The 26,349-nt window shown below is 67.7% G+C and carries 20 protein-coding genes; 18 read left to right on the forward strand and 2 right to left on the reverse strand.

Annotation, left to right across the window (positions count from 1 at the left end; all coding sequences use genetic code 11):
• Positions 1-27: 27 nt before the first annotated feature.
• From hisG to cueR, 17 genes are all read left to right on the forward strand, one after another.
• Positions 28-939, forward strand: coding sequence for an ATP phosphoribosyltransferase (gene hisG, locus AC5P9I_RS12555; RefSeq protein WP_021202834.1), 912 nt, complete (start codon positions 28-30; stop codon positions 937-939).
• The gene (gene hisD, locus AC5P9I_RS12560; RefSeq protein ID WP_495223786.1) at positions 936-2,231 is read left to right on the forward strand and encodes a histidinol dehydrogenase; all 1,296 of its coding nucleotides are present in this window, start codon (positions 936-938) and stop codon (positions 2,229-2,231) included. Before hisG ends, hisD begins: the two co-directional genes overlap by 4 nt.
• Positions 2,228-3,322, forward strand: coding sequence for a histidinol-phosphate transaminase (gene hisC / locus AC5P9I_RS12565; protein ID WP_130768153.1), 1,095 nt, complete (start codon positions 2,228-2,230; stop codon positions 3,320-3,322). Before hisD ends, hisC begins: the two co-directional genes overlap by 4 nt.
• Positions 3,319-4,392 (forward strand): bifunctional histidinol-phosphatase/imidazoleglycerol-phosphate dehydratase HisB, encoded by a 1,074-nt coding sequence (gene hisB, locus AC5P9I_RS12570; protein WP_130768152.1) that lies wholly within the window; start codon positions 3,319-3,321, stop codon positions 4,390-4,392. Before hisC ends, hisB begins: the two co-directional genes overlap by 4 nt.
• Positions 4,389-4,991 (forward strand): imidazole glycerol phosphate synthase subunit HisH, encoded by a 603-nt coding sequence (gene hisH, locus AC5P9I_RS12575; RefSeq protein ID WP_049471324.1) that lies wholly within the window; start codon positions 4,389-4,391, stop codon positions 4,989-4,991. The genes hisB and hisH overlap by 4 nt, the downstream gene beginning before the upstream one ends.
• Positions 4,988-5,722, forward strand: coding sequence for a 1-(5-phosphoribosyl)-5-[(5-phosphoribosylamino)methylideneamino]imidazole-4-carboxamide isomerase (hisA, locus tag AC5P9I_RS12580; protein WP_049471326.1), 735 nt, complete (start codon positions 4,988-4,990; stop codon positions 5,720-5,722). Before hisH ends, hisA begins: the two co-directional genes overlap by 4 nt.
• The gene (gene hisF / locus AC5P9I_RS12585; protein WP_130768151.1) at positions 5,716-6,492 is read left to right on the forward strand and encodes an imidazole glycerol phosphate synthase subunit HisF; all 777 of its coding nucleotides are present in this window, start codon (positions 5,716-5,718) and stop codon (positions 6,490-6,492) included. The genes hisA and hisF overlap by 7 nt, the downstream gene beginning before the upstream one ends.
• A complete protein-coding gene (gene hisIE, locus AC5P9I_RS12590) occupies positions 6,482-7,102 on the forward strand; it encodes a bifunctional phosphoribosyl-AMP cyclohydrolase/phosphoribosyl-ATP diphosphatase HisIE (RefSeq protein WP_130768150.1) in 621 nt (206 codons plus the stop codon). The genes hisF and hisIE overlap by 11 nt, the downstream gene beginning before the upstream one ends.
• Before the next feature lie 148 nt (positions 7,103-7,250).
• A complete protein-coding gene (locus AC5P9I_RS12595; RefSeq protein ID WP_130768149.1) occupies positions 7,251-8,840 on the forward strand; it encodes a calcineurin-like phosphoesterase C-terminal domain-containing protein in 1,590 nt (529 codons plus the stop codon).
• A 33-nt stretch (positions 8,841-8,873) separates the two neighbouring features.
• Positions 8,874-9,158: a hypothetical protein gene (locus tag AC5P9I_RS12600; protein WP_005409434.1), complete on the forward strand. Its 285-nt coding sequence runs from the start codon at positions 8,874-8,876 to the stop codon at positions 9,156-9,158.
• Between the two features lie 84 nt (positions 9,159-9,242).
• The gene (locus AC5P9I_RS12605) at positions 9,243-10,265 is read left to right on the forward strand and encodes a glucokinase (RefSeq protein WP_130768148.1); all 1,023 of its coding nucleotides are present in this window, start codon (positions 9,243-9,245) and stop codon (positions 10,263-10,265) included.
• Between the two features lie 51 nt (positions 10,266-10,316).
• Positions 10,317-11,315 carry a glycosylasparaginase gene (locus AC5P9I_RS12610; protein WP_130768147.1) on the forward strand — a complete coding sequence of 333 codons (999 nt, stop codon included), beginning with the start codon at positions 10,317-10,319 and terminating at the stop codon, positions 11,313-11,315.
• The gene (locus tag AC5P9I_RS12615) at positions 11,312-12,043 is read left to right on the forward strand and encodes a copper homeostasis protein CutC (RefSeq protein ID WP_130768146.1); all 732 of its coding nucleotides are present in this window, start codon (positions 11,312-11,314) and stop codon (positions 12,041-12,043) included. The genes AC5P9I_RS12610 and AC5P9I_RS12615 overlap by 4 nt, the downstream gene beginning before the upstream one ends.
• 327 nt (positions 12,044-12,370) lie before the next feature.
• Entirely contained in the window at positions 12,371-12,799 is a 429-nt protein-coding gene (locus AC5P9I_RS12620; RefSeq protein WP_231353063.1) for a hypothetical protein, read from the forward strand.
• A 296-nt stretch (positions 12,800-13,095) separates the two neighbouring features.
• Positions 13,096-16,053 (forward strand): TonB-dependent receptor plug domain-containing protein, encoded by a 2,958-nt coding sequence (locus tag AC5P9I_RS12625; RefSeq protein WP_057494487.1) that lies wholly within the window; start codon positions 13,096-13,098, stop codon positions 16,051-16,053.
• A gap of 164 nt (positions 16,054-16,217) precedes the next feature.
• A complete protein-coding gene (locus AC5P9I_RS12630; protein ID WP_130768145.1) occupies positions 16,218-18,716 on the forward strand; it encodes a heavy metal translocating P-type ATPase in 2,499 nt (832 codons plus the stop codon).
• An 11-nt stretch (positions 18,717-18,727) separates the two neighbouring features.
• On the forward strand, positions 18,728-19,183 hold the full coding sequence (gene cueR / locus AC5P9I_RS12635) for a Cu(I)-responsive transcriptional regulator (RefSeq protein WP_130768144.1): 456 nt from the start codon (positions 18,728-18,730) through the stop codon (positions 19,181-19,183).
• An 81-nt stretch (positions 19,184-19,264) separates the two neighbouring features.
• On the opposite strand, the gene AC5P9I_RS12640 is transcribed toward cueR, so the two are convergent.
• On the reverse strand, positions 19,265-19,459 hold the full coding sequence (locus AC5P9I_RS12640) for a heavy-metal-associated domain-containing protein (protein WP_049471345.1): 195 nt from the start codon (positions 19,457-19,459) through the stop codon (positions 19,265-19,267).
• Positions 19,460-19,663: 204 nt separating this feature from the next.
• A complete protein-coding gene (locus tag AC5P9I_RS12645; RefSeq protein WP_130768143.1) occupies positions 19,664-22,738 on the reverse strand; it encodes a TonB-dependent receptor in 3,075 nt (1,024 codons plus the stop codon).
• A 1,129-nt stretch (positions 22,739-23,867) separates the two neighbouring features.
• Between AC5P9I_RS12645 and AC5P9I_RS12650 the strand changes: the two genes are divergently transcribed.
• A complete protein-coding gene (locus tag AC5P9I_RS12650; RefSeq protein ID WP_130768142.1) occupies positions 23,868-26,333 on the forward strand; it encodes a GH92 family glycosyl hydrolase in 2,466 nt (821 codons plus the stop codon).
• The last annotated feature ends 16 nt before the right edge of the window (positions 26,334-26,349 follow it).

The following is a 26,349-nucleotide window of genomic DNA, read 5'->3' on the forward strand; positions in this document are numbered from 1 at the left end:
CCCGTTCCGAACTTCGAGACCTCCCCCATGAGTGCAACCCAGGCAGCGCCGGCACGAGACCGGCTGCGTATCGCCATCCAGAAGAGTGGCCGGCTGGCCGAGCCCGCCCGCAACCTGCTCAGCGCGTGTGGCCTGAGCTGGCGTGAGAGCCGCGACAAGCTGTTCTGCTATGGCGAATCGCTGCCGGTGGACCTGCTGCTGGTGCGCGACGACGACATCCCCGGCCTGATCGCCGACGGCGTCTGTGACCTCGGCATCGTGGGCCGCAACGAGCTGGATGAGCAGGCCGCGGCGCGGCGCCAGATCGGGCTGCCCGATGCCTACCAGGCGTTGCGCGGGCTGGGCTTTGGCCAGTGCCGGCTGATGCTGGCAGTACCCGAGGAGTGGCAGTGGCAGGGACCGGCGCAGCTGGCCGGTACCCGCATCGCCACCAGCTACCCGGCCATCCTCAAGCAGTGGCTGGCCGAGCAGAACGTGGATGCACAGGTGGTCGAGCTGTCCGGTTCGGTGGAAATCGCACCGCGCCTGGGCACGGCCGACCTGATCTGCGATCTGGTGTCCAGCGGCGCGACACTGCGCGCCAATCAGCTGACCCCGGTACACAACCTGCTCGACAGCGAAGCAGTGCTGGCCGGCGCGGTGCGCGTACCGGATGATGCGCGCGCATCGCTGCGCGCGATGCTGCTGCGCCGCCTCGACGGCGTGGTGCAGCGCCAGGACCGCAAGCTGCTGATGTTCCGCGCCAGCGAGGATCGCGTCGACGCGCTGGCGCAGCTGCTGGCCGATGCCGAGCCGCTGGTGCGGCTGCCGGCCGATGGCGGCGCGCTGCGCCTGCAGACCATGTGCCCGGGCCCGCTGAGCTGGCAGCGCATGGAAGAACTCGAGCGCGCCGGCGCGCAGGGCCTGATGGTGTTGAGCGTGGAGCGGTCGCTGGCATGAACCGTCTGACCTGGTCCCGACTTGATGAAACCGCGCGCCGCGCCGCGCTGACCCGCCCGGTGCAGACCGTGGCGCAGCAGACCCGCGACGCGGTGGCTGCGCTGATCGCGCAGGTGCGTGCGCAGGGCGACGACGCGCTGCGTGCGATCACCGCGCGTTTCGATGGTGTCGAGCTCTCGTCCTTTGAAGTGAGCGAAGCCGAATTCGCCGCTGCACAAGCCGCCGTGCCCGCCGAACTGCGCCAGGCCATGGTGGATGCCGCCGAGCGCATCGCCCGCTTCCACGCCGCCGGCATGGGCAAGGGATACGCGGTGGAGACCGCGCCGGGGGTGGTCTGCGAACGCATGCTGCGTCCGATCGGACGGGTAGGGCTCTACGTGCCGGCCGGCAGCGCGCCGCTGCCGTCCACCGCGCTGATGCTGGGCGTGCCGGCGCAGTTGGCCGGCTGCCCGCAGGTGGTGCTGTGCACGCCGCCGCGTGCCGATGGCACGGCTGATCCGGCGGTGCTGGTGGCCGCGCGGCTGACCGGCGTGCAGCGCGTGTTCAAGCTGGGCGGCGCGCAGGCGATCGCCGCGATGGCCTATGGCACGGCCAGCATTCCGGCCTGCGACAAGCTGTTCGGGCCGGGCAACAGCTTCGTGACCGAAGCCAAGCAGCAGGTCGCACAGGACGGCGCCGCCGCCATCGACATGCCGGCCGGTCCCTCGGAAGTGCTGGTGATCGCCGATGCCGGCGCCAATCCAGCGTTCGTCGCCGCCGACCTGCTGTCGCAGGCCGAGCACGGCCCGGATTCGCAGGTGCTGCTGCTGACCGACGATGCGGCGATGCTGGCCGCGGTCGAAGCCGAGGTGGAGCGCCAGGTCGCCCTGCTGCCGCGCCAGCAGATCGCACGGCAGGCCTTGTCGGCGTCGCGGCTGATCCTGGTCGATGCGTTGGCCGAGGCGTTCGCGATCAGCAACCGCTATGCGCCCGAGCACCTGATCCTGGCCCTGCGTGAACCGCGCGCGTGGCTGGACAAGGTGCAGGCAGCCGGCTCGGTGTTCCTGGGGGATTACACCCCCGAGGCATTGGGCGACTACTGCAGCGGCACCAACCACGTGCTGCCCACCGCCGGTGCCGCGCGCGCCTACAGTGGTGTCAGCGTGGCCAGTTTCCAGAACCTGATCAGCGTGCAGAGCGCCAGCGCCGCCGGCCTGGCGGCGATTGGCGGCTGCGCGCGCATCATCGCCAGCGCCGAAGGCCTGGATGCCCACGAGCGTGCGGTGGCATTGCGCATGGAGGCGGCGGCATGAGCGCGGCGATCGAGGACGTGCTGGCGCTGGTGCGCCCGGACCTGCAGGCGTTCGCCGGCTACAGTTCGGCGCGCAGCGCGGCGGTGCAGGGCGAAGTCTGGTTGAATGCCAACGAGTCGGCCTGGGCCAATCCGGCCGATGCGGCGGGCAGCAGCCGGCGCTATCCGGAGCCGCAGCCGCTGGCACTGCGCGAGGGCCTGGCCGCGCTGTATGGCGTGCAGGCGCAGCAGCTGCTGATCGGCCGTGGCAGTGACGAAGCCATTGACCTGCTGGTGCGCGCCCTGTGCGTGCCGGGCCGCGATGGCGTGCTGGTCACGCCACCGGTGTTCGGCATGTATGCGGTGTGCGCGCGGCTGCAGGGGGCTGCACTGATTGAAGTGCCGCTGGTGGACAGCAAGGATGGCCTGCGCACCGACCTGGATGCGGTGATCGACGCGGCCAAGGCCCGCAATGCCACGCTGGTGTTCCTGTGCGCGCCGTCGAACCCGGCCGGCAGTGACATCGCGCTGGACGACGTCGAGCGCGTGGCCGTTGCGCTGCGCGGACAGGCGCTGGTCGTGGTGGACGAGGCGTATGTGGAATACGCGCAGCGCCCGTCGGCGACGACGTTGCTGGCCGCGCACGCCAACCTGGCGGTGCTGCGCACGCTGTCGAAGGCGCATGCGCTGGCCGCGGCCCGCATTGGAACCCTGATCGCCGCACCGGAGCTGATTGCCGTGCTGCGCCGCTGCCAGGCGCCGTACCCGGTGCCGACCCCGTGCGCCGAACTGGCCGTGCAGGCACTGCACCCCGACGCGCTGGCGCGCACCGCCGAGCGCGTGGCGACGGTGATCGCCGAGCGCGAGCGCCTGTCCGCAGCGCTGCCGGGCCTGCCCGGCGTTCGTCGCGTGTACCGTTCGGCCGGCAACTACCTGCTGGTACGCTTCGCCGATGCCCAGGCCGCATTCGATACGCTGCTGGACGCAGGCGTGGTGGTGCGCGACCAGCGCGCGGCGCCGCAACTGGGTGATGCACTGCGCATCAGCATCGGCAGTCCCGAAGAGAATGACCGCGTGCTTGCGGCCCTGTCGGCGCGGAGGGCCGCAGCATGACCCCGATCCTGTTCATCGACCGCGACGGCACCCTCATCGAAGAGCCGTCCGATTTCCAGATCGACGCCTACGAAAAGCTGCGCTTCGTGCCGCTGGTGATCCCGGCGCTGCTGAAGCTGCGCGACGCAGGCTATCAGTTCGTGATCGTCAGCAACCAGGACGGCCTCGGCAGCGACAGCTACCCGCGTGCCAGCTTCGACGGCCCCAACGACCTGATGCTGCAGATCTTCGAAAGCCAGGGCATCACGTTCCGTGACGTGCTGATCGACTGCAGCTGGCCGCACGACAATGCGCCGACCCGCAAGCCGGGCATCGGACTGATGACGGCTTACCTGCAGGACCGCAGCATCGACTGGGCGCGCTCGGGCATGGTCGGCGACCGCATCACCGACCTGCAGTTCGCCGACAACCTCAACATCCGGGGCTTCCAGCTGCGCACCGAGCAGTTCGGTGGCGAGTGGGACTGGCCGGGCATTGCCCACGCGCTGGCCGACGCACCGCGTACCGCCGTGGTCCAGCGCAACACGAAAGAAACGAAGATCCGCGTGGAACTGGACCTGGACCGTGCCGGTGATGCACGCATCTCCACCGGATTGCCGTTCTTCGACCACATGCTGGAACAGATCGGCAAGCACGGCGGCTTCGCGCTGGACATCCAGGCCGAGGGCGACCTGCACATCGACGAGCACCACACCATCGAAGACACCGGGCTGGCCTTGGGCCAAGCCCTGCGCGAGGCGCTGGGCGACAAGCGCGGCATCGGCCGCTACGGTTTCACGCTGCCGATGGACGAGACGCTGGCCAGCGCCGCGCTGGACTTCAGTGGCCGGCCATATTTCGTGTTCGAGGGCGAGTTCAAGCGCGAGCGGGTGGGTGACATGCCCACCGAGCTGGTGCCGCACTTCTTCCGCTCGCTGTGCGATGCCAGCGGCCTGAACCTCAACCTTCAGGTGCGCGGCGACAACGATCACCACAAGGTGGAGGCCTGCTTCAAGGCACTGGCGCGCGCACTGCGCCCGGCGCTGGCCCGCCAGGGCACGGCGCTGCCGAGCACCAAGGGGGCGCTGTGAGCGACGTTGCGCTGATCGATGCCGGTGGCGCCAACCTCGGTTCGGTGCGCTACGCACTGGAGCGACTGGGCGCGACGGTGCGGCTGGTGCGCGATGCGGACGGCCTGGCCGGTGCGCAGCGGGTGATCCTGCCCGGCGTCGGCGCCGCCGGTCCCGGCATGCAGCGCCTGCATGCGCAGGGCCTGGTGGAACCGCTGCAGCGGCTGGAGGTGCCGTTGATGGGCATCTGCCTGGGCATGCAGCTGCTGTTCGAGCGCTCCGAAGAGGCCGGCGTGGAGACATTGGGACTGATTCCCGGGGTGGTGCGCAAGCTGGTGCCGGCCTGTGGCATCCGCGTGCCGCACATGGGCTGGAACCGACTGCTGCCGCTGCGTGAGTCGCTGCTGCTGCGCGGGGTACCCGAGCGCGCCAGCGCCTACTTCGTGCACAGCTATGCGGCGCCACTGAACACCCACACGGTGGCTGCCTGCGACCATGGCGGCCTGTTCACTGCCGTGGTGGAGCAGGGCCGCTACTACGGCGCGCAGTTCCATCCCGAGCGCTCCGGCGAAACCGGTTCGCTGATGCTGCGCAATTTCCTTGAGGGCACTGCTGCATGAGTTTCATCGTCTACCCCGCGCTGGATATCCGTGATGGCCGCGTGGTGCGCCTGCGCCAGGGCGACTATGCGCAGGAAACCTCCTATGGCGATGACCCGTTGCCGCGCGCGCAGGCCTTCGCCGCGCAGGGCGCGCAATGGATGCACCTGGTCGACCTGGATGCCGCCCGCGCCGGTGGCTACACGCTGGCGCCGCTGCTGGCGGCGATCCGTGCGCACACGCCACTCCAGGTGCAGACTGGCGGTGGTGTGCGTGGCCGTGACGACGTTGCGCGCATCCTCGACGCTGGCGCCGGCCGCGTGGTGGTCGGTTCGCTGGCGGTGCGCCGCCCCGACGAAGTGGTCGGCTGGCTGGGGGAGTTTGGCGCCGAGCGCATCACGATCGCGCTCGACGCACGCCAGGATGCACAGGGGCAATGGCAGCTGCCGGTGCACGGCTGGACCGAAAATGCCGGGGTGACCCTGGACGAGCTGGCCCAGCGCTACGCGCGCGCCGGCATGCGCCACCTGCTGTGCACCGACATCGCCCGCGACGGCATGCTGGCCGGGCCCAACATCGGCCTCTACCAGCACCTGTCGGCATTGCTGCCGGGCGTGGCGGTGCAGGCGTCCGGCGGCATCCGTGACGTGGCCGATGTAGCCGAGGCCCGTGCCGCTGGCTGTGGCGGTGCGATTCTCGGCAAGGCGCTGCTGGAGCAGCGCATGGACCTGGCGGAGGCGCTGGCATGTTGAGCCGCCGCATCATTCCCTGCCTGGACGTGCGCGACGGCCGCGTGGTCAAGGGCGTGCGCTTCCGCGACCACGTCGACATGGGCGACATCGCCGAGTTGGCGCAGCGCTATCGCGACCAGGGCGCGGACGAGCTGGTGTTCTATGACATCGGCGCCAGTCCCGAAGCGCGTTCGGTGGACGTGGCGTGGATCGAGCGCATCGCGCGCCTGATCGACATTCCGTTCTGTGTGGCCGGTGGCATCGACAGCGTGGAAACCGCGCGCCGCGTGCTGTTTGCCGGTGCCGACAAGGTGTCGATCAATTCGCCGGCGCTGGGCCGGCCGGAGCTGATCACCGAGCTGGCGGACGAGTTTGGCGTGCAGTGCGTTGTGGTGGGCGTCGATTCGGTGCGCGAGGCCGACGGGCAATGGCGGGTGCGTCGTTTCAGCGGCGATCCGGACAAGACCCAGGCGGTGCCGCTGCGCACCCTGGACTGGATCGTCGAAGCACAACGGCGTGGCGCGGGCGAGATCGTACTGAACTGCATGGACAGCGATGGCGTGCGCCGCGGCTACGACGTCGCGCAGCTGCAGCAGGCGCGGGCCCTGTGCCAGGTGCCGCTGATCGCCTCCGGCGGTGCCGGTGCGATGGGGCATTTCGCCGAAGCCTTCGACCAGGCCGACGTCGACGGCGCGCTGGCCGCCAGTGTGTTCCACAGCGGCGCGATCGCCATTCCGGAATTGAAGCGCTACCTGCGCGCACAGCAGATCGAGGTGCGGGATGTCTATTGAAGTGAGGCCCTCTCCGGACGCGTTGCAGGCGCTGGACTGGGGCAAGGGCGACGGCCTGCTGCCGGCGGTGGTGCAGGATGCCGATACCCTGCAGGTGCTGATGCTGGGTTATGTCAGCGCCGAATCGCTGGCCGCCACGTTGGCCATCGGCCACATGACCTTCTTCAGCCGCAGCAAGCAACGGCTGTGGACCAAGGGCGAGCAGTCCGGGAACGTACTGGTGGTGCAATCGATCCGTGTCGACTGCGATGCCGATACGCTGCTGGTGATGGCACGCCCGGCCGGTCCGACCTGCCACACCGGTGCCGAGAGCTGTTTCGACCAGGCGCCGAAGGATTTCCTGGGCGGGCTGGGCCAGCTGGTGGCCATGCGCGAGGCGCAGCGCCCGCCCGGCAGCTATACGACCAGCCTGTTCGAGGGTGGCATCCGCCGCATCGCGCAGAAGGTGGGCGAGGAGGGTGTGGAGACCGCCCTGGCGGCGGTGGCGCAGGATGACGAGGCGCTGCTGGGCGAGGCCTCGGACCTGCTGTACCACCTGCTGGTGCTGCTGCGCGCGCGCGGGCTGTCGCTGGATGATGCGCGGGCAGTACTGGAAAAGCGCCATCGCTGAAGCGTGGTAGTGCCGGCCGCTGGCCGGCAACCCCCAGATGCCCGACGATCATGAGGTTGCCGGCCAGCGGCCGGCACTACCCGCCGGAAATGCAGCCGAGCGTGGCTCGGCTCTACAATACCGCGTCTCTTTTTGCCGGATCTCTCCCATGAAACTGCCTGCCGCCTGGCTGTGCTGCCTGTTGCTGACCTCGCCGGCCTGGGCCGCGGATACCGTGGTCACCGGCAAGGTGTATCTGGAGCGCGACGGCAAACCGGGGCGTGGTGCGACCGATCCTGGCCTGTCCGGAGTGCAGGTCTCCAACGGTGAGACCATCGTCAGGACCGCCGCCGACGGCAGCTACAGCCTGCCGGTGCGCGACGGACAGACCGTATTCGTGATCAAGCCCGATGCGTATTCGTTCCCGAAGGCGGCCGATGGCCTGCCCTCGTTCTGGCGCCACTATCGTCCGAGCGGCTCGCCGGCGCTGAAGTACGGCGGCATCGCCGCGACCGGCGACGTCACCCGCAACTGGGATTTCGCCCTGCAGTCGGACCGCCATGACAGCCGTCGTGGCTTCCAGATGCTGGTGTTCACTGATTCGCAGACCGCCAGCCTGAAGGACATCGGCTACTACCAGCAGTCGATCGTGGCGCCGCTGGTCGGGCAGACCAAGGCACGCATGGGCACCACCCTGGGCGACATCGTCAACGACGACCTGACCCTGTACCCGGCGATCAACAAGGTCACCACCGAACTCGGCGTGCCGTGGTTCCATGTGCCGGGCAACCACGACCTCGACTTCGATGCGGCCAGCGATGCGCATTCGCTGGACAGCTGGCGCAACATCTATGGCCCGGACACCTACGCGGTGGAAGAGGGCGGCGCCAGTTTCGTGTTCCTGGACGACGTGGTGTATGACCCCAAGGCCAGCCCGAAGTACGTCGGTGGCCTGCGCGAAGACCAGTTCGCCTTCCTCGCCAGCTACCTGAAGGGCCTGCACAAGGACCGCCTGCTGGTGCTGGGCATGCACATCCCGCTGTTCGACGCGGCACCGGGGCGGGAGACCTTCCGCCACGCCGACCGCCAGCGCCTGTTCGACCTGCTGAAGGACTTCCGCAACGTGCTGGTGCTCAGCGGCCACAGCCACACCCAGCAGCACGTCTACCACGGCAAGGCCGACGGCTGGAACGGCGACAAGCCGCTGCATGAGTACAACGTCGGGGCCAACTGCGGTGCGTTCTGGTCCGGGGTGAAGAATGCCGCCGGCGTGCCGGACAGCACGATGAGCGATGGCACGCCGAAGGGCTATGCGCTGCTCGACGTGGCCGGCAACGGCAGCTACCGGTTGCAGTACCGGGTGGCGGGCAAGCCGGCCAGCGAGCAGATCGGCCTGCATGCACCCAAGGTGCTGCGCCAGGGGGCCTACCCGGCGTGGGGCGTGTACGCCAACGTGTACATGGGCGAAGATGCCAGCGTGGTCGAGTACCGCGTCGATGGTGGCGCCTGGCAGCCGATGAAGCAGGTCAGCCAGCCCGATCCGCGCCTGATGGTGCAGAACGTGGCCGACGACCTGGCCGACAGCCTGCGCGGCTACGACCGCTCACCGGAGGCCACCGCATCGCCGCACCTCTGGCGCGGTGCGCTGCCGACCGACCTGGCGGTGGGCAGCCACAAGGTTGAGGTACGCTCCACCCAGCCCGATGGCGCGGTGTTCACCGCGACCACCCGCTACAGCCTGCAGGCCGCCCAGCCCTGATCCCGCACCACCGTTCCAGCGAAAGGACCCCGCATGGATATCCGCTTCATGGCCGGCACCACGCCGGTCACCCTCAGCCGCCACTGGTTCACCGGCGCGATGCTGCTGCAGAGCGCCACCGAGAAAGTCTGGGTGCAGCATCCGCTGCATCCGGGCACCCACTTCTCGTTCTCGCTGGTACAGTCGTGGCTGCGACATATCGCCGGCCACGAAGTGCTGGTCGAGCGCACCCGGCCGCTGTTGTTCGCCGGCTTCCGCCCGCAACGACTGCGCGTGCTGGTGGACGGGGTGCAGGTGGCCGAGCAGGAAGGCATGTAGGCCAACCTGAACCGCCGTCGCGCTAGGCAAAGTGGCCCCGATGCCTGAGAATCGGGGCGATTCAATCGATCCAAGCAGGCCAGCGTGACCATCGCAGCAGCGTCCCCGGTTTCCTCCGACTCCACCTGCGGCGGTCTTCCGCGCCGCCTGGTCGTCGCCGATGTTGGCGGCACCTTCGCCCGCCTTGCGCTGGCTGAAACCGCACCTGGCCGGGCGCCGTCGTTGGGCAGCCACCGCACCTATGCCTGTGCCGAGCATCCCAGCCTGGCCGCGATCCTGGCTGACTTCACCGCAGGCCTCGGCCAGCCGGTGCAGACCGCAGTGGTCGCCATCGCCGGCCTGCTCGATGGCGACGTGCTGATCAATTCCAACCTGCCGTGGACGGTGTCGCTCGCAGCCACGCGCGCGCAGTCCGGGCTGCGCGAACTGCAGCTGATCAATGATTTCGAGGCGGTGGCGTTGGCCATTCCCTTCCTTCAGCCCGACACGCTGGTGCCGCTGAATGGCGACGCGGATCCGGCGCAGGCGTTCCCGGCACTGGTGCTGGGCGCCGGTACCGGCCTGGGCGCTGCGCTGCGCTTCGCCGATGGCGAGCGCCCGGTGCTGGCCAGCGAGATCGGTCATGCCGCGCTCGGCGCCGGCAATGCGCTGGAGCTGCAGGTGCTGGGCAAGCTGCTGCAGCGCTGGCCGCATGTGGACAACGAGCGCGTGCTGTCCGGCAGTGGCCTGATGAACCTGTATCCGTGCCTGTGCGAGCTGCGCGGCGTCACCCCGGTGTGGAGCAGCACCGAGGCACTGATCGGCGCCGCGCGCAGCGGCGAGGATGCCCTGGCGGTGGAGACGCTGCAGGTGTTCTGTGCCTGGCTGGGCAGCCTGGCTGGCGACGCAGCGATCGCCGTCGGTGCGCGTTCGGTGTACCTGGCCGGGGGCATTTCCGCACATGTGCAGGATTTCCTGGCCGATGGCCGCTTCCGTGAGCGCTTCCTCAACAAGGGCGTGCTGACCGAGGTGCTGCGCCAGGTGCCGGTATGGCGCGTGGAGCATGGCCAGCTGGGCGTGCTCGGCGCAGCGGTCTGGCACGCCGCACGGCAGCCCACGCACGACTGATCGTCGGGGCCGGCATCGGGCCGGCCGCGCATTGCAGACTGGGAGGGGATGATGGTGGATCGCAGGCAGTTCCTGCAGGCCGGTGCACTGGCCGCGGGCATGGCGGCCTTGCCGGGCGTGCATGCACGCACGCAGGGTGGGGCCAGGGTGGTTTCCACCTGGGACTTCGGCGTGCCGGCCAACCAGGCCGCATGGAAGGTGCTGGCGCAGGGCGGCAGCGCGCTGGATGCGGTGGAAGCGGGCGCACGCTGGGCCGAAAGCGAGCTGTGCAACCCCACCGTCGGCCATTGCGGCAACCCTGATCGCGACGGCGTGCTCAGCCTGGACGCGAGCATCATGGATGGCGATGGCCGTTGTGGCGCGGTGGCCGCGCTGGTCGACATCCTGCATCCGGTGTCGGTGGCCCGCAAAGTGATGGAGAACAGCCCGCACGTGCTGCTGGTCGGCGAGGGCGCGCAGCAGTTCGCGGTGCAGCAGGGGTTCGAGCGCAAGCATCTGCTGACGCCGCAGGCCGAAGCGGCCTGGCGCGAGTGGCTGAAGACCGAGAAGTACCAGCCGCAGATCAACGCCGAGCGGCGAGGTATTCCCGGTAACAGCGACAACCACGACACCATCGGCATGCTGGCGCTGGATGCCCATGGCCGCCTGGCCGGTGCGTGCACCACCAGTGGCATGGCCTGGAAGCTGCACGGCCGGGTCGGCGACAGCCCGATCATCGGTGCTGGCCTGTATGTCGACAACGACGTCGGAGCGGCCACTGCCTCGGGCGTGGGCGAGGAGATGATCCGCAACGCCGCCTCGTTCCTGGTGGTCGAGCTGATGCGCCAGGGGCGTTCGCCGGCGCAGGCCTGCCGCGAGGCGATCGACCGCGTCGTACGCAAGCGGCCTGAAGCGAGCAAGACCTTGCAGGTCTGCTTCCTGGCGATGAACAAGCAGGGCGAGGTCGGTGCCTACGCGCTGCATCGCGGCTTCGTCTACGCGGTGTGCGATGCGCAGCGCCAGGATGACCTGCGCGACTCGCCGTCGATCTACACGAGCAGCCAGGCGTGAGCACGCGGCTGACCCTGGAGGTCGCCAGCAATTCGCTGGCTTCGGCACTGGCCGCGCAGGCCGGCGGCGCCGACCGCATCGAGCTGTTCGACAACCTGGCCGAGGGCGGCACCACGCCGTCCTTCGCCAGCATCGCGATTGCCCGCGAACGCCTGTCGATCCCGCTGTTCGTGCTGGTGCGGCCACGGCCGGGCGACTTCCACTACGACGCGCTGGAAACCGAACTGATGCTGCGTGACATCGCGCAGTGCCGCGCGCTGGGCTGCGATGGCGTGGTGATCGGTGCGCTGGACGTGCAGGGCGGCATCGACCTGGCGCTCTGCCGCGAGCTGGTCCAGGCCGCCGGGCCGTTGCAGGTGACCTTCCATCGCGCCTTCGATGCGGCCCGCGATCTGTCGGCGGCTCTGGAGCAGGTGATCGGGCTGGGCTGCCAGCGCGTGCTGACCTCGGGCGGCCAGGTCAGCGCCGAAGCGGGCGTGGATATGCTCGCCGGTCTGGTCACCCAGGCGGCAGGCCGCATCACGGTGATGGCCGGTGCGGGCCTGGGGCCGGCCAACATCGCCGCCGTGGCACGACGGAGTGGCTGTACTGAACTGCACGCGTCCGCAAAAGGCCTGCGCCGCTCGGCGATGCAGTTCCAGAACCCGGCGCTGCGCGGTCTGGACCCGGACTGGAGCCAGACCAGCACCGCGACCGTGGCCGCACTGCGTCAGGCACTGGACGGCTGATCGCAGGGCGGGGTCGGATCCCTTCGCAGAAGGGCTCCGACCCCGCTGCGGAACGCGCACCCGTTGCCGAAAAGTGACGCTTCTGACGTGCGCGGATCGCCAGTCCGTCTGCCAAACAGCGGAACGCAGGGGCATCCATGTTTCCGTGTAGACGATCAAGCGGGGATTGTTGACAGTGGGTCCGACTCCCCGTGGCAATGGCCCTCCTTCCGCATGTCTCGACTGCTCTTGCTGCTTCTCTGTCTGCTGCCCATCGCCGCAATAGCTGGAGAGGAGGCACGGCCCCCACTGTTGATCTGGACGGCGGCCGGACCGGAGGGAGGCGGCATGGACGCTGTGCTGGACGGCGTGACGCTAGCCGCTGCTGCTACTGGCGCGTTCGTCGACACGCGCGTACATCGAATCGGGAAGAAGCGCTTCCGCGCGCTGTATCAGGTGTTCGATTCAAACGCGTCCAACCCGATGGGGCACTGTGGGGCGGGGCACGAGATCCGTTTGTTCGTCTACGATTTGACCTCGCCGAAGCCCATTGAACGCGGCAGGATCCTGGTCAGCAGCTGCCTCCAATCCGTGTCCCTCGCCAGCCAGAACGCAGGGCGACCCCACAGTGAATCCGACTTTTCCTCGGTCATCTGGCGGGGCGACGGGTTCACCATCGAGTGGTGGGGTAATGGGCCCGGAGGCGTTACGTCGAGCCACTACGCCCTCCGAAATGGCCGCTTCGTCCCAACTCGCTCGGGTGAGGGGAATCGCTGAGGGCGGACAAAACCGTTCCGCGCGCGACTGTCGTGACCGTGTCACGTCTTCGTGCGCCGGTCTCTCAATGATGTTTCGCAACCCTTTGATTGTTCTGCGTAGAGGGAGCCGTTAACGGCATTCCCCCGGGCATTGCTGCATCGCCGCATGCCCGGTGTGGTTCAGCTGTGCTTTAGTTTGGATCGATCCACAGGGGAGGTGCCGTATCGGTCGTGAACCGATCCAGGCGCCTGGATCCGTCGTAGTGCCGCGCCACCGTCCGCCCGTGCGTCCACATCTTCGAAGAGCAACCACCCATGGCTCAGATCGTCCACAAGCGTCGTCACCTCCTGTCCCAGGCCCTGATCCTGGCCCTGTTGCCGCTGGCAGCCAGCGCACAGGAAGCCGCCAGCCCCTCCACCCAGGATCTCGACGCGGTCACCGTTACCGGCTCGCGCATCAAGCGCGCCGCGGTCGAAGGCCCGGCCCCGGTCAACGTGATCACCGCGCAGCAGATCCAGAAAGAGGGCTTCGTCAGCGTGTATGACGCGCTGAAGACGCTTACCGAAGCGACCGGTACCGTCGAAGCGGCCTCGCAGTGGGGTTCGCACACGCCCAACGCCAGCGGGCTGAATCTGCGCGGGATGGGGCCGAACCGCTCGCTGCTGCTGGTCAACGGCCGCCGCGTGGCCGATTACCCGCTGCCGTACGGCGGCGAAACCAACTTCTCCAACTACGGCAACATTCCGGCCGCGGCGGTGGAGCGGATCGAAGTGCTGACCGGTGGCGCCTCGGCCATCTATGGCTCGGATGCGATCGCCGGCGTGGTCAACGTCATCCTCAAGACCAACTACGACGGTGACGAAGTGCGCGTGCGCGGCGGCACCTCCACCGAAGGCGGACGCGATACCTGGGACCTGTCCTGGGCCGGCGGCAGGACAGGGGACAACTGGAGCGTGACCTATGCGTTGCAGTACACCAAGCGCGATCCGTTGTTCGGCCGTGATCGCCCGCAGATGGACGATGCCGATGATGCACCGTATGCGTCCTGGAACATGGAGCAGCGCAAGGTCGGCTTCCGTCCCACGGCCGGGCTGGCGCTGATCGATCCGACGACGGGCCAGCGCCTGGCGCCACCCACCGGTACCTGCGAGAAGTTCGACGGTGAGTACTACACGGCCGATCGGCTGGTCTACAACTACGCCGCCAACCGCATCACCAACACCGGCCGCCTGTGCGGCATGAGCGCTGACTACGCCAACTGGCTGCTCACCGGTGGTGCCGAGAACGTGTCCGGCAACCTGTATGCCACCTTCGATTTCAGCAGCGACCTGCAGGCCTGGACCAACCTGGCGGTGTACCGCTCCGAAGCGATCTGGGGCACCAATCCACCCAGCGTCTCGCTGATCGACGATGCCAACGGCTATTACTGGGACGCCAACCGTAACCGGCCGATCCTGGGCGTGCGCCAGTTCACCCCGAACGAGGTCGGCGGCCTGGATACGCTGCGCAACACCAATCGTGAACTGTCCTGGGACTGGAGCGCCGGCCTGCGTGGCCGCCTCGCCGACCGCTTCGACTGGAGCGCGACGGTGGGGCGTTCCTATTACCGCGTGGAAGAACGGCAGAACGTGGTCGACGAGCAGAAGTCGTACGACTATTTCCTCGGCCCGCGCCTGGGCACCACCGCCGATGGCGAGGCGATCTACGCGCTGAACGAGTCGCGCTGGTGGAACCCGCTGACGCCGGACCAGTACTGGCAGATGGGTACGGTGGCGAGGAACCGCGCGTCATCGTGGGTCAACCAGGCCTCGGCGGACATCACCGGTGAGCTGTTCCAGGGCTGGGCGGGCCCGATCTCGTTCGCCGCCGTGGCCGAAGTGGCGCAGCAGGGCTATCACCTCAGCCCGGACCCGCGCGCCGGTATCGACTTCGACCTGCAGAACGTTGACCGCGGTGGCGGCGAACGCACCCGCTATTCGGCCGGCGTCGAGTTCAAGATTCCGCTGCTGGACAGCGTGACCGCCACCGCAGCCGCGCGCTACGACCGCTACGGCAACTACAAGGCCGATGACAGCAGCCAGGCGCTGGACATCGGCAGCCAGAAGGAAACCACCTGGAACGTTGGCCTGGAATGGCGTCCGGTCGAATCGCTGCTGGTGCGTGGCTCATACGCCACCAGTTTCCATGCGCCGGACATGCATTACCTGCTGGGCCAGCCGAGCAGTTCCGAAGTGCAGACCTATGACCGCCTGCGCTGCATCCAGAGCGGCGCCTACCTGGTCAACAACTGCGGGGTGGGCAACACCGATGTCTGGTACACCTTCGACGTGAACCGGCGCGGCACGCCGCTGCTGCGCTCGGAGACCGGCGATTCGTGGACGGTCGGCTTTGTCTGGGACGTGATGCCCAACCTGTCGGTCAGCGCCGACTACTGGGCGATCAAGCTGGAAGACATGATCGTCGACGTCGGCGCCGACGAGGTGCTGGCCAGCGAGGCCGGCTGCCTGACCGGCAAGAACATCGATGGCACGCCGTGGGCCAATCCGGCCGGTGGCGACTACTGCGCCGGCATCCTGGCCCGCGTGAACCGTGACAGCAGTGGCCGGCTGGTGTCGATCGAGCGCGGCCCGTTCAACCTGGCCAGCCGCGAAGTACGCGGCATCGACCTGACCGCGCGTTACCGGCTGGAGACCGCCCAGTGGGGCAGCTTCCAGCTTGGGGTGAACTACACCAACCAGATCTCGACCAAGGAACAGCGCTACGCCGCCGATCCGAATCCGGAACGCCGCGACCGCGACCTGCGCAGCAAGCTGCGCGCGAGCCTGGCCTGGCAACGCGGCAACTGGAACGCCAACGTCTATGCCGACCGCATCGGCTCGGTGCCGGGCGTGCGTTACCACTGGGGCACCGATCGCCTGGACAACCCCGGCGGCTGCCTGCCGTTCGCCGACGGTTACGTGCCCAGTGACAGTCCGTCGCTGAACTGCCTGGAACCGGCACGGCTGCCGGATGGCTCGGTGAACCCGAACCCCAATGCCGGCCAGCAGACCTCGCGCTACTTCGGCCGGGTCGGGCCGTTCATCACCTGGAACGTCAACGTGGGCTACCAGGTGACCGAGCACGCCAAGGTCAATGTCTACGTCAACAACGTGTTCAATTCGGCCAGCTGGAACCACAAGGACCCGTACAAGCTGGACTATGACTTCGCCCCGACCCGCCTGCTGAGCGCGGTCGGCCGCGAATTCGCACTGGAGTATGTGTTCACCTTCTGAGGCGAGCTGCCGCCGGCGATGGATCCACGCCATGCGTGGATCTGGCCATGCACGGACGTGGATGCCGGGTGCCATTCAGGAACTGCGGACAGGCTGGATTTGACCTTCCCACGATGGCAAGGTTTAGCCTGTCCGCATCCAGAAGGAATCCCGGGAATCTGATCATGAGCACGCCACGCGCCACTGCCGTCCCCACTAGCGCCCCGATCAGCCTACCGATCGAGGGCATGACCTGCGCCAGCTGCGTGGGCAGGGTCGAAGCGGCACTGTCCAGGGTCGAGGGCGTGGGAAGTGTCGCGGTGAACCTGGCCACCGAGCGGGCGGACATCCGCCCGTCGGGCCCGGTCGATCGCGCAGCGCTGATCCAGGCGGTGGAGCGGGCGGGCTATGACGTGCCCGCCGGTACCACTGAGCTGTCGGTCGAGGGCATGACCTGTGCGTCCTGCGTGGGCCGTGTCGAACGTGCGCTGTTGGCCGTGCCAGGCGTCAGCCAGGCCAGCGTGAACCTGGCCACCGAGCGTGCGACCGTGCGTGGCGTGGCGGATGCTGCGGCGCTGGTCGCCGCGATCGACAAGGCCGGCTATGACGCACGCGTGATCGAGGCGGGTGTGCAGTCCGATGACGAAGCGGCGGAAAAGAAGGATGCCGAGCGCGCGGAGCTGAAGCGCGACCTGATCGTGGCCACGGCGCTGGCATTGCCAGTGTTCGTGCTGGAAATGGGCTCGCACCTGATCCCCGGCATGCACGCATGGGTGATGTCCACGATCGGCATGCAGGCCAGCTGGTACCTGCAGTTCGTGCTGACCGCGCTGGTGCTGGCCGTTCCCGGCCGTCGCTTCTACCAGAAGGGCGTGCCCGCATTGCTGCGGCGTGCGCCGGACATGAACTCGCTGGTCGCGGTGGGTACCGCCGCGGCATTCGGCTACTCGGTGGTGGCCACGTTCCTGCCAAGGCTGCTGCCGGCGGGCACGGTGAACGTCTACTACGAAGCGGCGGCGGTGATCGTGGCGCTGATCCTGCTCGGCCGCTTCCTGGAGGCGCGTGCCAAGGGGCGTACCTCCGAGGCGATCAAGCGCCTGGTCAACCTGCAGGCCAAGGTCGCCCATGTGATCCGTGACGGCCGAACGGTGGATGTCCCGGTCAATGAAGTGCTGAGCGGCGACGTGGTGGAAGTGCGTCCGGGCGAGCGCGTGCCGGTGGACGGCGAGGTGGTTGAAGGCCGCAGCTTCATCGACGAGTCGATGATCAGCGGCGAGCCGATCCCGGTCGAGAAGCAGCCGGGCAGCAGCGTGGTCGGTGGCACGGTCAACCAGACGGGCGCGCTGACGGTTCGCGCCACGGCGGTGGGCGCGCAGACCATGCTGGCGCAGATCATCCGCATGGTGGAACAGGCGCAGGGCTCGAAGCTGCCGATCCAGGCGGTGGTCGACAAGGTGACGTTGTGGTTCGTGCCCGCGGTGATGCTGGCCGCGCTGGCGACCTTCGTGGTCTGGTTGGTCTTCGGGCCCTCGCCGGCGCTGAGCTTCGCGCTGGTCAATGCGGTGGCGGTGCTGATCATTGCCTGCCCTTGCGCGATGGGACTGGCCACACCGACCTCGATCATGGTCGGTACCGGCCGTGGCGCCGAGATGGGCGTGCTGTTCCGCAAGGGCGAGGCGCTGCAGTTGCTGAAGGACGCGCAGGTCGTGGCCGTGGACAAGACCGGCACGCTGACCGAAGGACGCCCGCGCCTGACCGATCTGGACGTTGCCGCCGGTTTCGAGCGCGACGCCGTACTGGCGGCGGTTGCCGCGGTGGAATCGCGCTCGGAGCATCCGATTGCCCGCGCGATCGTTGACGCCGCGACCGGGCAGGGCATTGTGCTGCCATCGCTGGTCGATTTCGAATCGGTCACCGGCATGGGCGTGCGGGCCAGTGTCGAGGGTGCTCGGGTGGAGGTCGGTGCCGATCGCTTCATGCGCGAGCTGGGCGTGGACATCACGGCATTCGCAGCATTGGCGGCGGAACTTGGCGCGCAGGGCAAGTCACCGATGTACGTGGCCATCGATGGACGCCTGGCCGCGATCATCGCGGTGTCCGATCCGATCAAGCCGAGCACCCCGGCGGCGATCGCGGCGCTGCATCAGCTGGGCCTGAAGGTGGCGATGATCACCGGCGACAACGCTGCCACCGCGCAGGCGATCGCGCGCCAGCTGGGCATCGACGAGGTCGTGGCCGAGGTGCTGCCGGAAGGCAAGGTCGAAGCGGTGCGTCGCTTGAAGTCCACCTACGGCCAGATCGCCTTCGTCGGCGACGGTATCAATGACGCGCCAGCACTGGCCGAGGCCGATGTCGGCCTGGCCATTGGCACCGGTACCGATATCGCGGTGGAATCGGCTGATGTGGTGCTGATGTCGGGCAACCTGCAGGGCGTACCGAACGCCATTGCGCTATCGAAGGCGACGCTGGGCAACATCCGGCAGAACCTGTTCTGGGCCTTTGCCTACAACACCGCGTTGATTCCGGTGGCCGCCGGCGTGCTGTACCCGGTCTGGGGCGTGCTGCTGTCGCCGGTGTTCGCGGCCGGTGCAATGGCGCTGTCCAGTGTGTTCGTGCTGGGCAACGCACTGCGCCTGCGCCGCTTCCAGCCACCGATGGCCGATGCCGCCGTTGCGACCTACTGAAGGAGATCCGCATGAACATCGGTGAAGCCGCCAAGGCCTCCAGCGTGTCGGCGAAGATGATCCGCTACTACGAACAGATCGGCCTGATTCCTGCGGCGGATAGAACGGAGTCGGGCTATCGGGCGTATTCGCAGGCCGACATCCATCGCCTGCGCTTCATCCGCCGCGCGCGCGATCTCGGCTTCCAGGTGGCCGAGATCGGCGACCTGCTGGGCCTGTGGAACGACACGTCGCGCCACAGCGCCGACGTCAAGCAGCTGGCCGAGCAGCACATCGCCGACCTGGAACAGCGCATCGAGCACATGCGGCAGATGGCCGACACGCTGAAATCGCTGATCCGCTGCTGTGCCGGCGATGAGCGCCCGGAATGCCCGATCCTGCAGCGGCTGGGTGAAGACGATGAGGCTCCGCTGCCGGTGCAAGCGGCCAAGACCGGCGCGGTGCGCCGCCGCGCGCGCAAGCACTGAGTTTTCATGTTCGCATGCATTGAAAAGCCCGCCCTGTGACAGTGCACGGGGCGGGCTTCGTTGTGGATGCCGGGCAGGGGATCAGGCGCTGCGCGGCGGGAAACCTGCATCGTTCACCGCGGCGAACACCTGTTCCTGCGACGCGGTGGTCTGCACCTTGACCAGGCCGCTCGGCGGGTCAGCGACTACGCGGGCATTCGGATCGATCTGCTGGATCGCGCGGGTCACGCTGCGTGCGCAGCCGCCGCAGGTCATGCCGTCGACATGGAATTCCATCTGTGGCTCCTTCGATGCTCTTGGGGTGGAGTCAGTTTGCACCTTCCAACGATGGCAGGGTCAAGCGCCGGGCTGGACGGCGGCCAAGGGGCCCATGAACATGCATCCATGAAAAACGGCAGCCACCTGTACCAGCGTGGCTGCCGTGGAGGACCCTCCCCGCCGGAACGGGGCGAGAGCGCGCCGGGCAGGCCCGGCGCCGCCTCAGAACTTCCAGTTCACGCCGAAATACAGCTGGCGGCCGGCGTACAGGTTGGACAGCAGGCGGGCCTGGCTGTCGTTGCCGATGTAGCTGCGCAGCTCGGACTTGGTGGCGTTCAGCACGGCAGCGGTCACCGTCCAGTCCGGGGTGAGGTTGTAGGCCACGTTCAGGTCAAGCTGGCTGTACGGCTTGGTGTAGGTGGTCATGCCATTGTTCAGGCCGCCGACCACTTCACCGCGACGGTTGTACGAGGCACGCGCCAGGAACTTGTCGTTCTCGTAGAACACGGTGACGTTGGCCTGGTTCTTGGCGCTGCCGACCAGCGGCGAGGAGCCGATTTCCTCGCCGTCCAGCACGATCGAGGCCAGATTGGTGTCGTTGTAGGTGTAGTTGGCCTGCACACCCAGACCGAAGTCGAAGGTGTACTGGCCATACAGTTCCACGCCCTGCGAAACGCCATCGCGGCCGTTGGCCTGGGTCTCGTACTTCTGCACGGTGACCGACTGCCCGCCGACGTTCATCTGCTGGTCGCGCACCACCGGCACGGTGAAGTTGTCCACGTTCTTGCGGAACAGCGAAACACCCGCGACCGCGCCCGGCTTGAAGTACCACTCCAGGCCCAGGTCGAACTGGACCGCCTTGAACGGCTCCAGCGCCTTGTTGCTGCCCGAGCCGTACCAGCCGGGCGTGTCGGTGCCGCCGGTGACGCGGCGATCGTTGGCGTACTCCTCGCTGATGTAACGCAGGCCACCGGGATAGGCGATGCTGGTGTAGCTCGGGCGCGCGACCACCTTCGACGCCGCGCCGCGCAGCACCAGGTTGTCGGTGATGTCCCAGGCGATGTTGAAGCTGGGCAGCACGTCGGTATAGGTCTTTTCCAGCGACGACAGCGCGTACACCTTGTCGCGCACCTGGGCGTCGGGCAGGCGGACGAAGCCACCCTGGCAGCGCAGGTTCGGATCGGCGGCCGGATCATCGCAGCTCATCGGTGCGCCGCTGGCGTTGTCGACGAAGTAGTCGTTGAAGCGCTCGACCGAGTCGCTGGACTGGGCGAACTGCTTGGTGCGCACCACGCGCACGCCGACGTTGCCGCGCACGCGCTCGGTGCGGAAGTTGGCCTGGAAGTAGCCGGAGTAGATCTTCTCGTTGACGTCGTAGACGAAGTCTTCCTCGGTGCGGTTGTGCGAGCCGCCGTAGGTCTTGTTCAGGTAATCGATGTAGGCCGGGTAGTTGATGCCCGGGAATACATTGGCGTTGAAGGCGCCGGTGATGTTGCTGATCGGGTTGGACAGGAAGAAGCCCGGCTGCGCGTTGCCAGCGGTCGGATCGCAACCGGCCTGGTAGCGGTTGTTGTCGTAGTCGGACGGGTCCAGGCCCGGGCACACCCAGTAGGTGTTGCCGGTGTTGCGGTGGACCTTGCCGTCGCGGTACTTGGCGCCGAACTGGATCGAGTCCAGCCAACCCGCCTCGAACAGCTTGGTGACGTCTGCCTGGAAGTAGTTCTGCTTGACTTCGGTCTGCATCCACGACGAGTCGGTGGAACCGGTATCGACTTCGGCGATGCCGGCCATCAGCTGCTGCTGCAGGTCGGGCGAGAACTGCACCGACGGCGTGCCGGTGAGGTCCCACGCGGTGTACTGGTTGCCGGACTGCCACTGGTTGCCAACCTTGCGGCGCGGCTTGGCCGACATGCGGAAGTTCATCGACGGGCCACCTTCGGACCAGGTGCGGCCGCCGGTGAACGAGGCTTTCCAGAGCGGGCTGATGTCCCAGTCAATGGTCAGGTCCGCAGTCTGCGACAGCGCCTTTTCCTTGCTATAGCCGCCGGTGAGCTGCGGGGTGGGGATGGTGCAGTCGTCCGGGCCCCAGCCACCGGGCTTGAGGCCGGCCGCAGCCGCTTCATCCTCGCTGCAGTAGTAGGTCTTGCCGGCCAGCTTCTGGTACTGCGCGCCGGTGACGATGCTGCCGCTCGGATCGAAGTCGAGGCCATTGAGCAGGCGGCCGCCGGCCCAGTTGCCGTCCTGGTTGTAGCGGGCCAGGTTCCACTCCGGCACCTTCAGCATGTTCTGGGTGTAGTCACCCTGCAGTTCGAAGCGGAAGTAGTTGGCCGTCATCGTGACGTTGTCGACCGGCTTGAACTGGAAGGTCAGCTGCCCGCCCTTGCGTTCGCGCTTCTCTTCCTTCACCGCGAAGTTCACCGAGGTCGGCATGAAGAACTCGCTGTAGTTCTTGCCAGTCTGGTTGTTGAAGCCGGACTGGCCCCACCAGTAGTGGATGCCATCCTGCTCCAGCAGGTTGCCGTTGGCATCGCGGGCGGTGGTGCCGTTGCCGTACCACTGGTAGTCCTCGGTACTGGCTTCCATGGTGCGGGTAGTGCGCTTCTGCTGGGTCACGCCGACCAGCACGCCGAAGCGCTCGTCCTTGCTGTGCCAGGAATACAGCGCCGACACCTGCGGATCAACGTCGTGGCTGGTGTCGGAGGTGGTGCCCTCCAGGTTCACGTAGCCGGAGTTGGATTCCATGTCGAGCGGACGGCGGGTATGCAGGATGACCGTGCCGCCGATGCCGCCTTCGTCGATGCGGGCTTCCGGCGACTTGAACAGCTCGGCGCTGGACAGCATGTTCGACGGCAGCAGGGTGTAGTTGAAGGAGCGGGTCGCTTCGTTGTTGGTCTCCGACGAGGCGACGAAGTTGCCGTTCAACTGGGTCAGGGTCAGGTCCGGTGCAAGGCCGCGCACGCTGACGCTCTTGCCTTCGCCACCGCTGCGGGTGATGACCACGCCGGGCACGCGCTGCAAGGCGTCGGCCACGTTCTTGTCGGGGAACTTGCCGACGTCTTCGGCGGTGATCACTTCGACCACGGCGTTGGCATCGCGCTTCTGCTCGAGGCTCTTTTCAATGGCGTAGCGGTAGCCGGTGACCTGGACGCTGTCCAGAGTCGTGGCATCCTGCGTGCCGGTGGACGAGGCCTGCTGCGCGGCGGCGCCTGCCGGAATGACGGCGGCAGCCAGGGCCAGCGCGATGGCCAGCGACAATGCGTCCTGGCCGTGCGTACGTGTTGAATGCTTCATTCCCATCTCTCCCTCTCTCCTGGATTGATCCGGTGACGTGGCACGGACAACTTGAATCGATCTAATTTGAAGTGACTTTGCGGCGGTCGCCATGCAGTGGCAGCAGCACCGCGCGTGTGGCCTGGTACGTCCTGTTGCTGGTCCCCCAACTCCCGGCCATCGCGGCGTCGTCTTGGATCGATCTAAGCGATGGGCGGGCGATTTTTAGCACGGGTCGCCCGCAGGCGCATGCTGCTGCGCAATATGGTACTGGCGTGGCGAAGGGATGACGGTTTGCTGAAATCAGTGAAATCGTTTTCGTGCGCAGGGAAGAGGGGGTCGGCAGGGCTGCGCCCTGCACCTGCGGGGGTAGTGCCGGCCGCTGGCCGGCAACAGCCAAAGCCAAAGCCAAAGCGGCTCGGGGTTGTCTGTGGGTTGGCGGGGCGGTGTGGACTGGCAGGACACGCCGTAACCCCCCCTCCGGGGTCCGGCCCAGCCGCTGGCGGCTGGGCGTTCGGGCGCTTGCGAAGCAGTGCTTCGCAAGCAAAGCGCCCTCACCCATGGGGGCTCGATGGCGCCATCCATGGCGCCAACGGTCCTGCCAGCCCACACCGCCCCACCTTTGACAGTTTCCCGGTGACGGTTGGACTGATCCTGGAACGACATGGGGTCCTGGGGTCAGATCCGTTTTCCAAAGGAAAACGGATCTGACCCCGGATCGATTTTCGTTATCCGTCAGAGATCCATTGCAGATCACGGAGATCTGTCGAAGGCGGGGTGGGGCCGGTTGCGGGGGCGTGAGCCGCATGGATGCGGCGACCGAGCCTACATGGACGTATTTACGGCGCCCCCCGCAACCGGACCCACCCGGCCATCCCACGGATCGCCGGCTTTTGCTGTTGCTTCTGGCGTTGCCGGCCAGCAGCCGGCAGTACGCGCGGGTGCAGGGCGCAGCCCTGCCGAACCCCCTCATGCTGCGCCGCAGAATGCATTCGGCTGAACCCGCATGCTCTACTTGAATCGATCTAAATTCACGGTCGCATGGGTCGGGCGTCATTCCAGGGGGAGCTCTCTGCAGGTCAGGGCAGGGCTCAGCGGAACGCTGCCGGACGGCCCCGGCCGTCTGCCTCCGCGCCATCGACTACAGGAACCCGACATGCGTCCAGTGCCGTCCGCTCCCGCCGTCCCATCATCCTCGCGCCCGCTGGTGCGCCTGGCCTGCCTGCTTGCGCTGTCGGCGGCGCCGATGCTGCTGCAGGCCGCGCCGGCAGCGCTGGAGCGCGAGGTCAACACCTTCATCGGCAGCAAGGACGACGGCAACACGTTCCCGGGTGCGTCGGCACCGTTCGGCCTGATCCAGGTCAGCCCGATCGGCAGCCACTACTCGGGCTGGCGCTATGACGATGAGAAGATCCGCGGGTTCGGCCACTCCTTCCTGTCCGGCGCGGGTTGCTGGGAACAGGGCGGCCAGGTGTCGGTGCTGCCGGTGACCGGCTCGATCGGTCCGGGCGGTGATTTCGATACCGGCAACGCCAAGCAGTTCGACCACAAGGCCTATGCCTCGGCTTACACCCATGACGGCGAGGTCGGCCAGGCCGGCTACTACAAGGTGCGCCTGACCAGCTACGGCGGCATCGATGCCGAGGCGACTGCGCGTAGCCGTGCCGCGGCCGAGCGCTACACCTTCAGCCAGCGCAGTGGCGATGGCCACGTGCTGGTCAACGTCGGCCAGGCCAACGAGCGCCATTCGGTGATCGGCAGCGTGGTCGATGTGGTCGGCGACCGCGTGGTCGAGGGCAAGCTGGTCACCAAGAGTTTCTGCGGCGGCCATCAGTACACCACCTGGTTCCGTATCGAGTTCGACCGTCCGTTCAAGGCGCATGGCACCTGGGGCGAGGGCGGCGGCCTGCCGGGCGCGCGCCACAGCATGGAAGGCGAGCAGAAGCCGAACGGTGCCTGGCTCAGCTTCGACCTGGCCAAGGGCCAGTCGGTGACGGCGGTCAGCGCGATCTCGCACGTGGATGCCGAAGGCGCGCGCACGAACCTGCGCGCGGAAGGCATGCAGGGTGGGGCGCTGCTCGGCTTCGACCGCATGCGCGCGCTGTCCCAGCAGGCCTGGCGTGAGCAGTTGGGCCGGGTGCGCGTGCAGGGCGGCACCGCCGATGACCGCACCGTGTTCTACAGCGCGGTCTACCACGCGCTGCTGCAGCCGATGACCGGCAACGACGCCGATGGCCGCTACCGCGGCTATGACGATGGCATCCACCGTGCCGATGGCTGGACCTACTACGAGTACTTCTCGCTGTGGGATACCTACCGCGCGCAGAACCAGTGGCTGGCACTGACCCGCCCGGACGTGGCGCGCGACATCGGCCGCACCCTGCTGGCGATCGATGAGCAGGGCGGTTGGCTGCCGCGTTGGGGCTATGCCAACTTCGAGACCAACATCATGACCGGCGATCCGGTCACCCCGTTCATGGTCGACCTGTGGCGCTTCGGTGCGCTCAAGGGGCGTGAATCGCAGGCCTGGGATGCGCTGCGCCGCAATGCCTTCGGTACGCCGCCGCTGAACTCGCGCATGGCCGGTCGCTCCGGCAACCCGACCTACCTGGACAAGGGCTACGTGGCCTATGACCGCGCATTCCCGTCCAAGGGCATGGACGTCGATCCGCACCACGGTGGCTCGGCCACGCTGGAGTACGCGCTGGCCGATTGCGCGCTCTCGCAGATGGCCGATGGACTGGGCCACGCCCAGGATGCGGCGACGCTGCGTGAGCGCGGCCGCAACTGGCGCAAGGTGTGGGACCCGCAGGTGCGCGATGCCGAGACCGGCTTCACCGGGTTCCCGCGCCCGCGCACCGAGGATGGCCAGTGGTACACCCCGTCCGACGGCCATTACAGCCCGCGTTCGCACCACGGTTTCCACGAGGGCACGGCGTGGCAGTACCAGTGGCTGGCGCAGCAGGACGTGCCGGGCCTGGTCGAAGCGATGGATGGCCGCGAACAGGCGGGCCGCCGCCTCGATGCGTTCTTCGCCATGGACGCGCTGCAGGCCGACCCGCTCAACGCCGCGCGCAAGGCGTGGGTGGTCGGGCCGTACAGCTACTACAACCAGTTCCGCTACAACCCGAACAATGAGCCGGACCTGCATTCGCCGTGGCTTTATACGCTGATCGGCCAGCCGTGGAAGACCGCGGCCGTGGTGCGTGCGGCGCAGCAGCTGTTCACCAATGCCCCCAACGGCGTGACCGGCAACGATGACCTTGGCACGATGTCGGCCTGGTACCTGTTCAGCGCCATCGGCGTGTACCCGGCGGTGCCGGGCAGCGGCCAGTTCCTGCTGCACACCCCGCGTTTCAGCAAGGTGGAAGTGGACATGGGCAACGGCCGCACCCTGCGCATCGACGCGCCGGGCGCCGATGGCCGCCGCCTGCAGTACGTGCAGGGCGTGCAGGTCGATGGCCAGGCGCATGCACCGGTGTGGCTGGACTGGAGCCGCCTGCAGCAGGGCCCGCGCGTGCGCTTTGCGCTGGATGCGAAGGTGCCGGAGCAGGGCTGGGGCACGGCGGTGAAGGACCTGCCGGTATCCTGGTGCGCGGCACCGGGCAGCCAGCTGCGCTGAGCCGGACTGTGCCGTT

It is taken from the genome of Stenotrophomonas sp. YJH_SMC_29 (assembly GCF_059371235.1).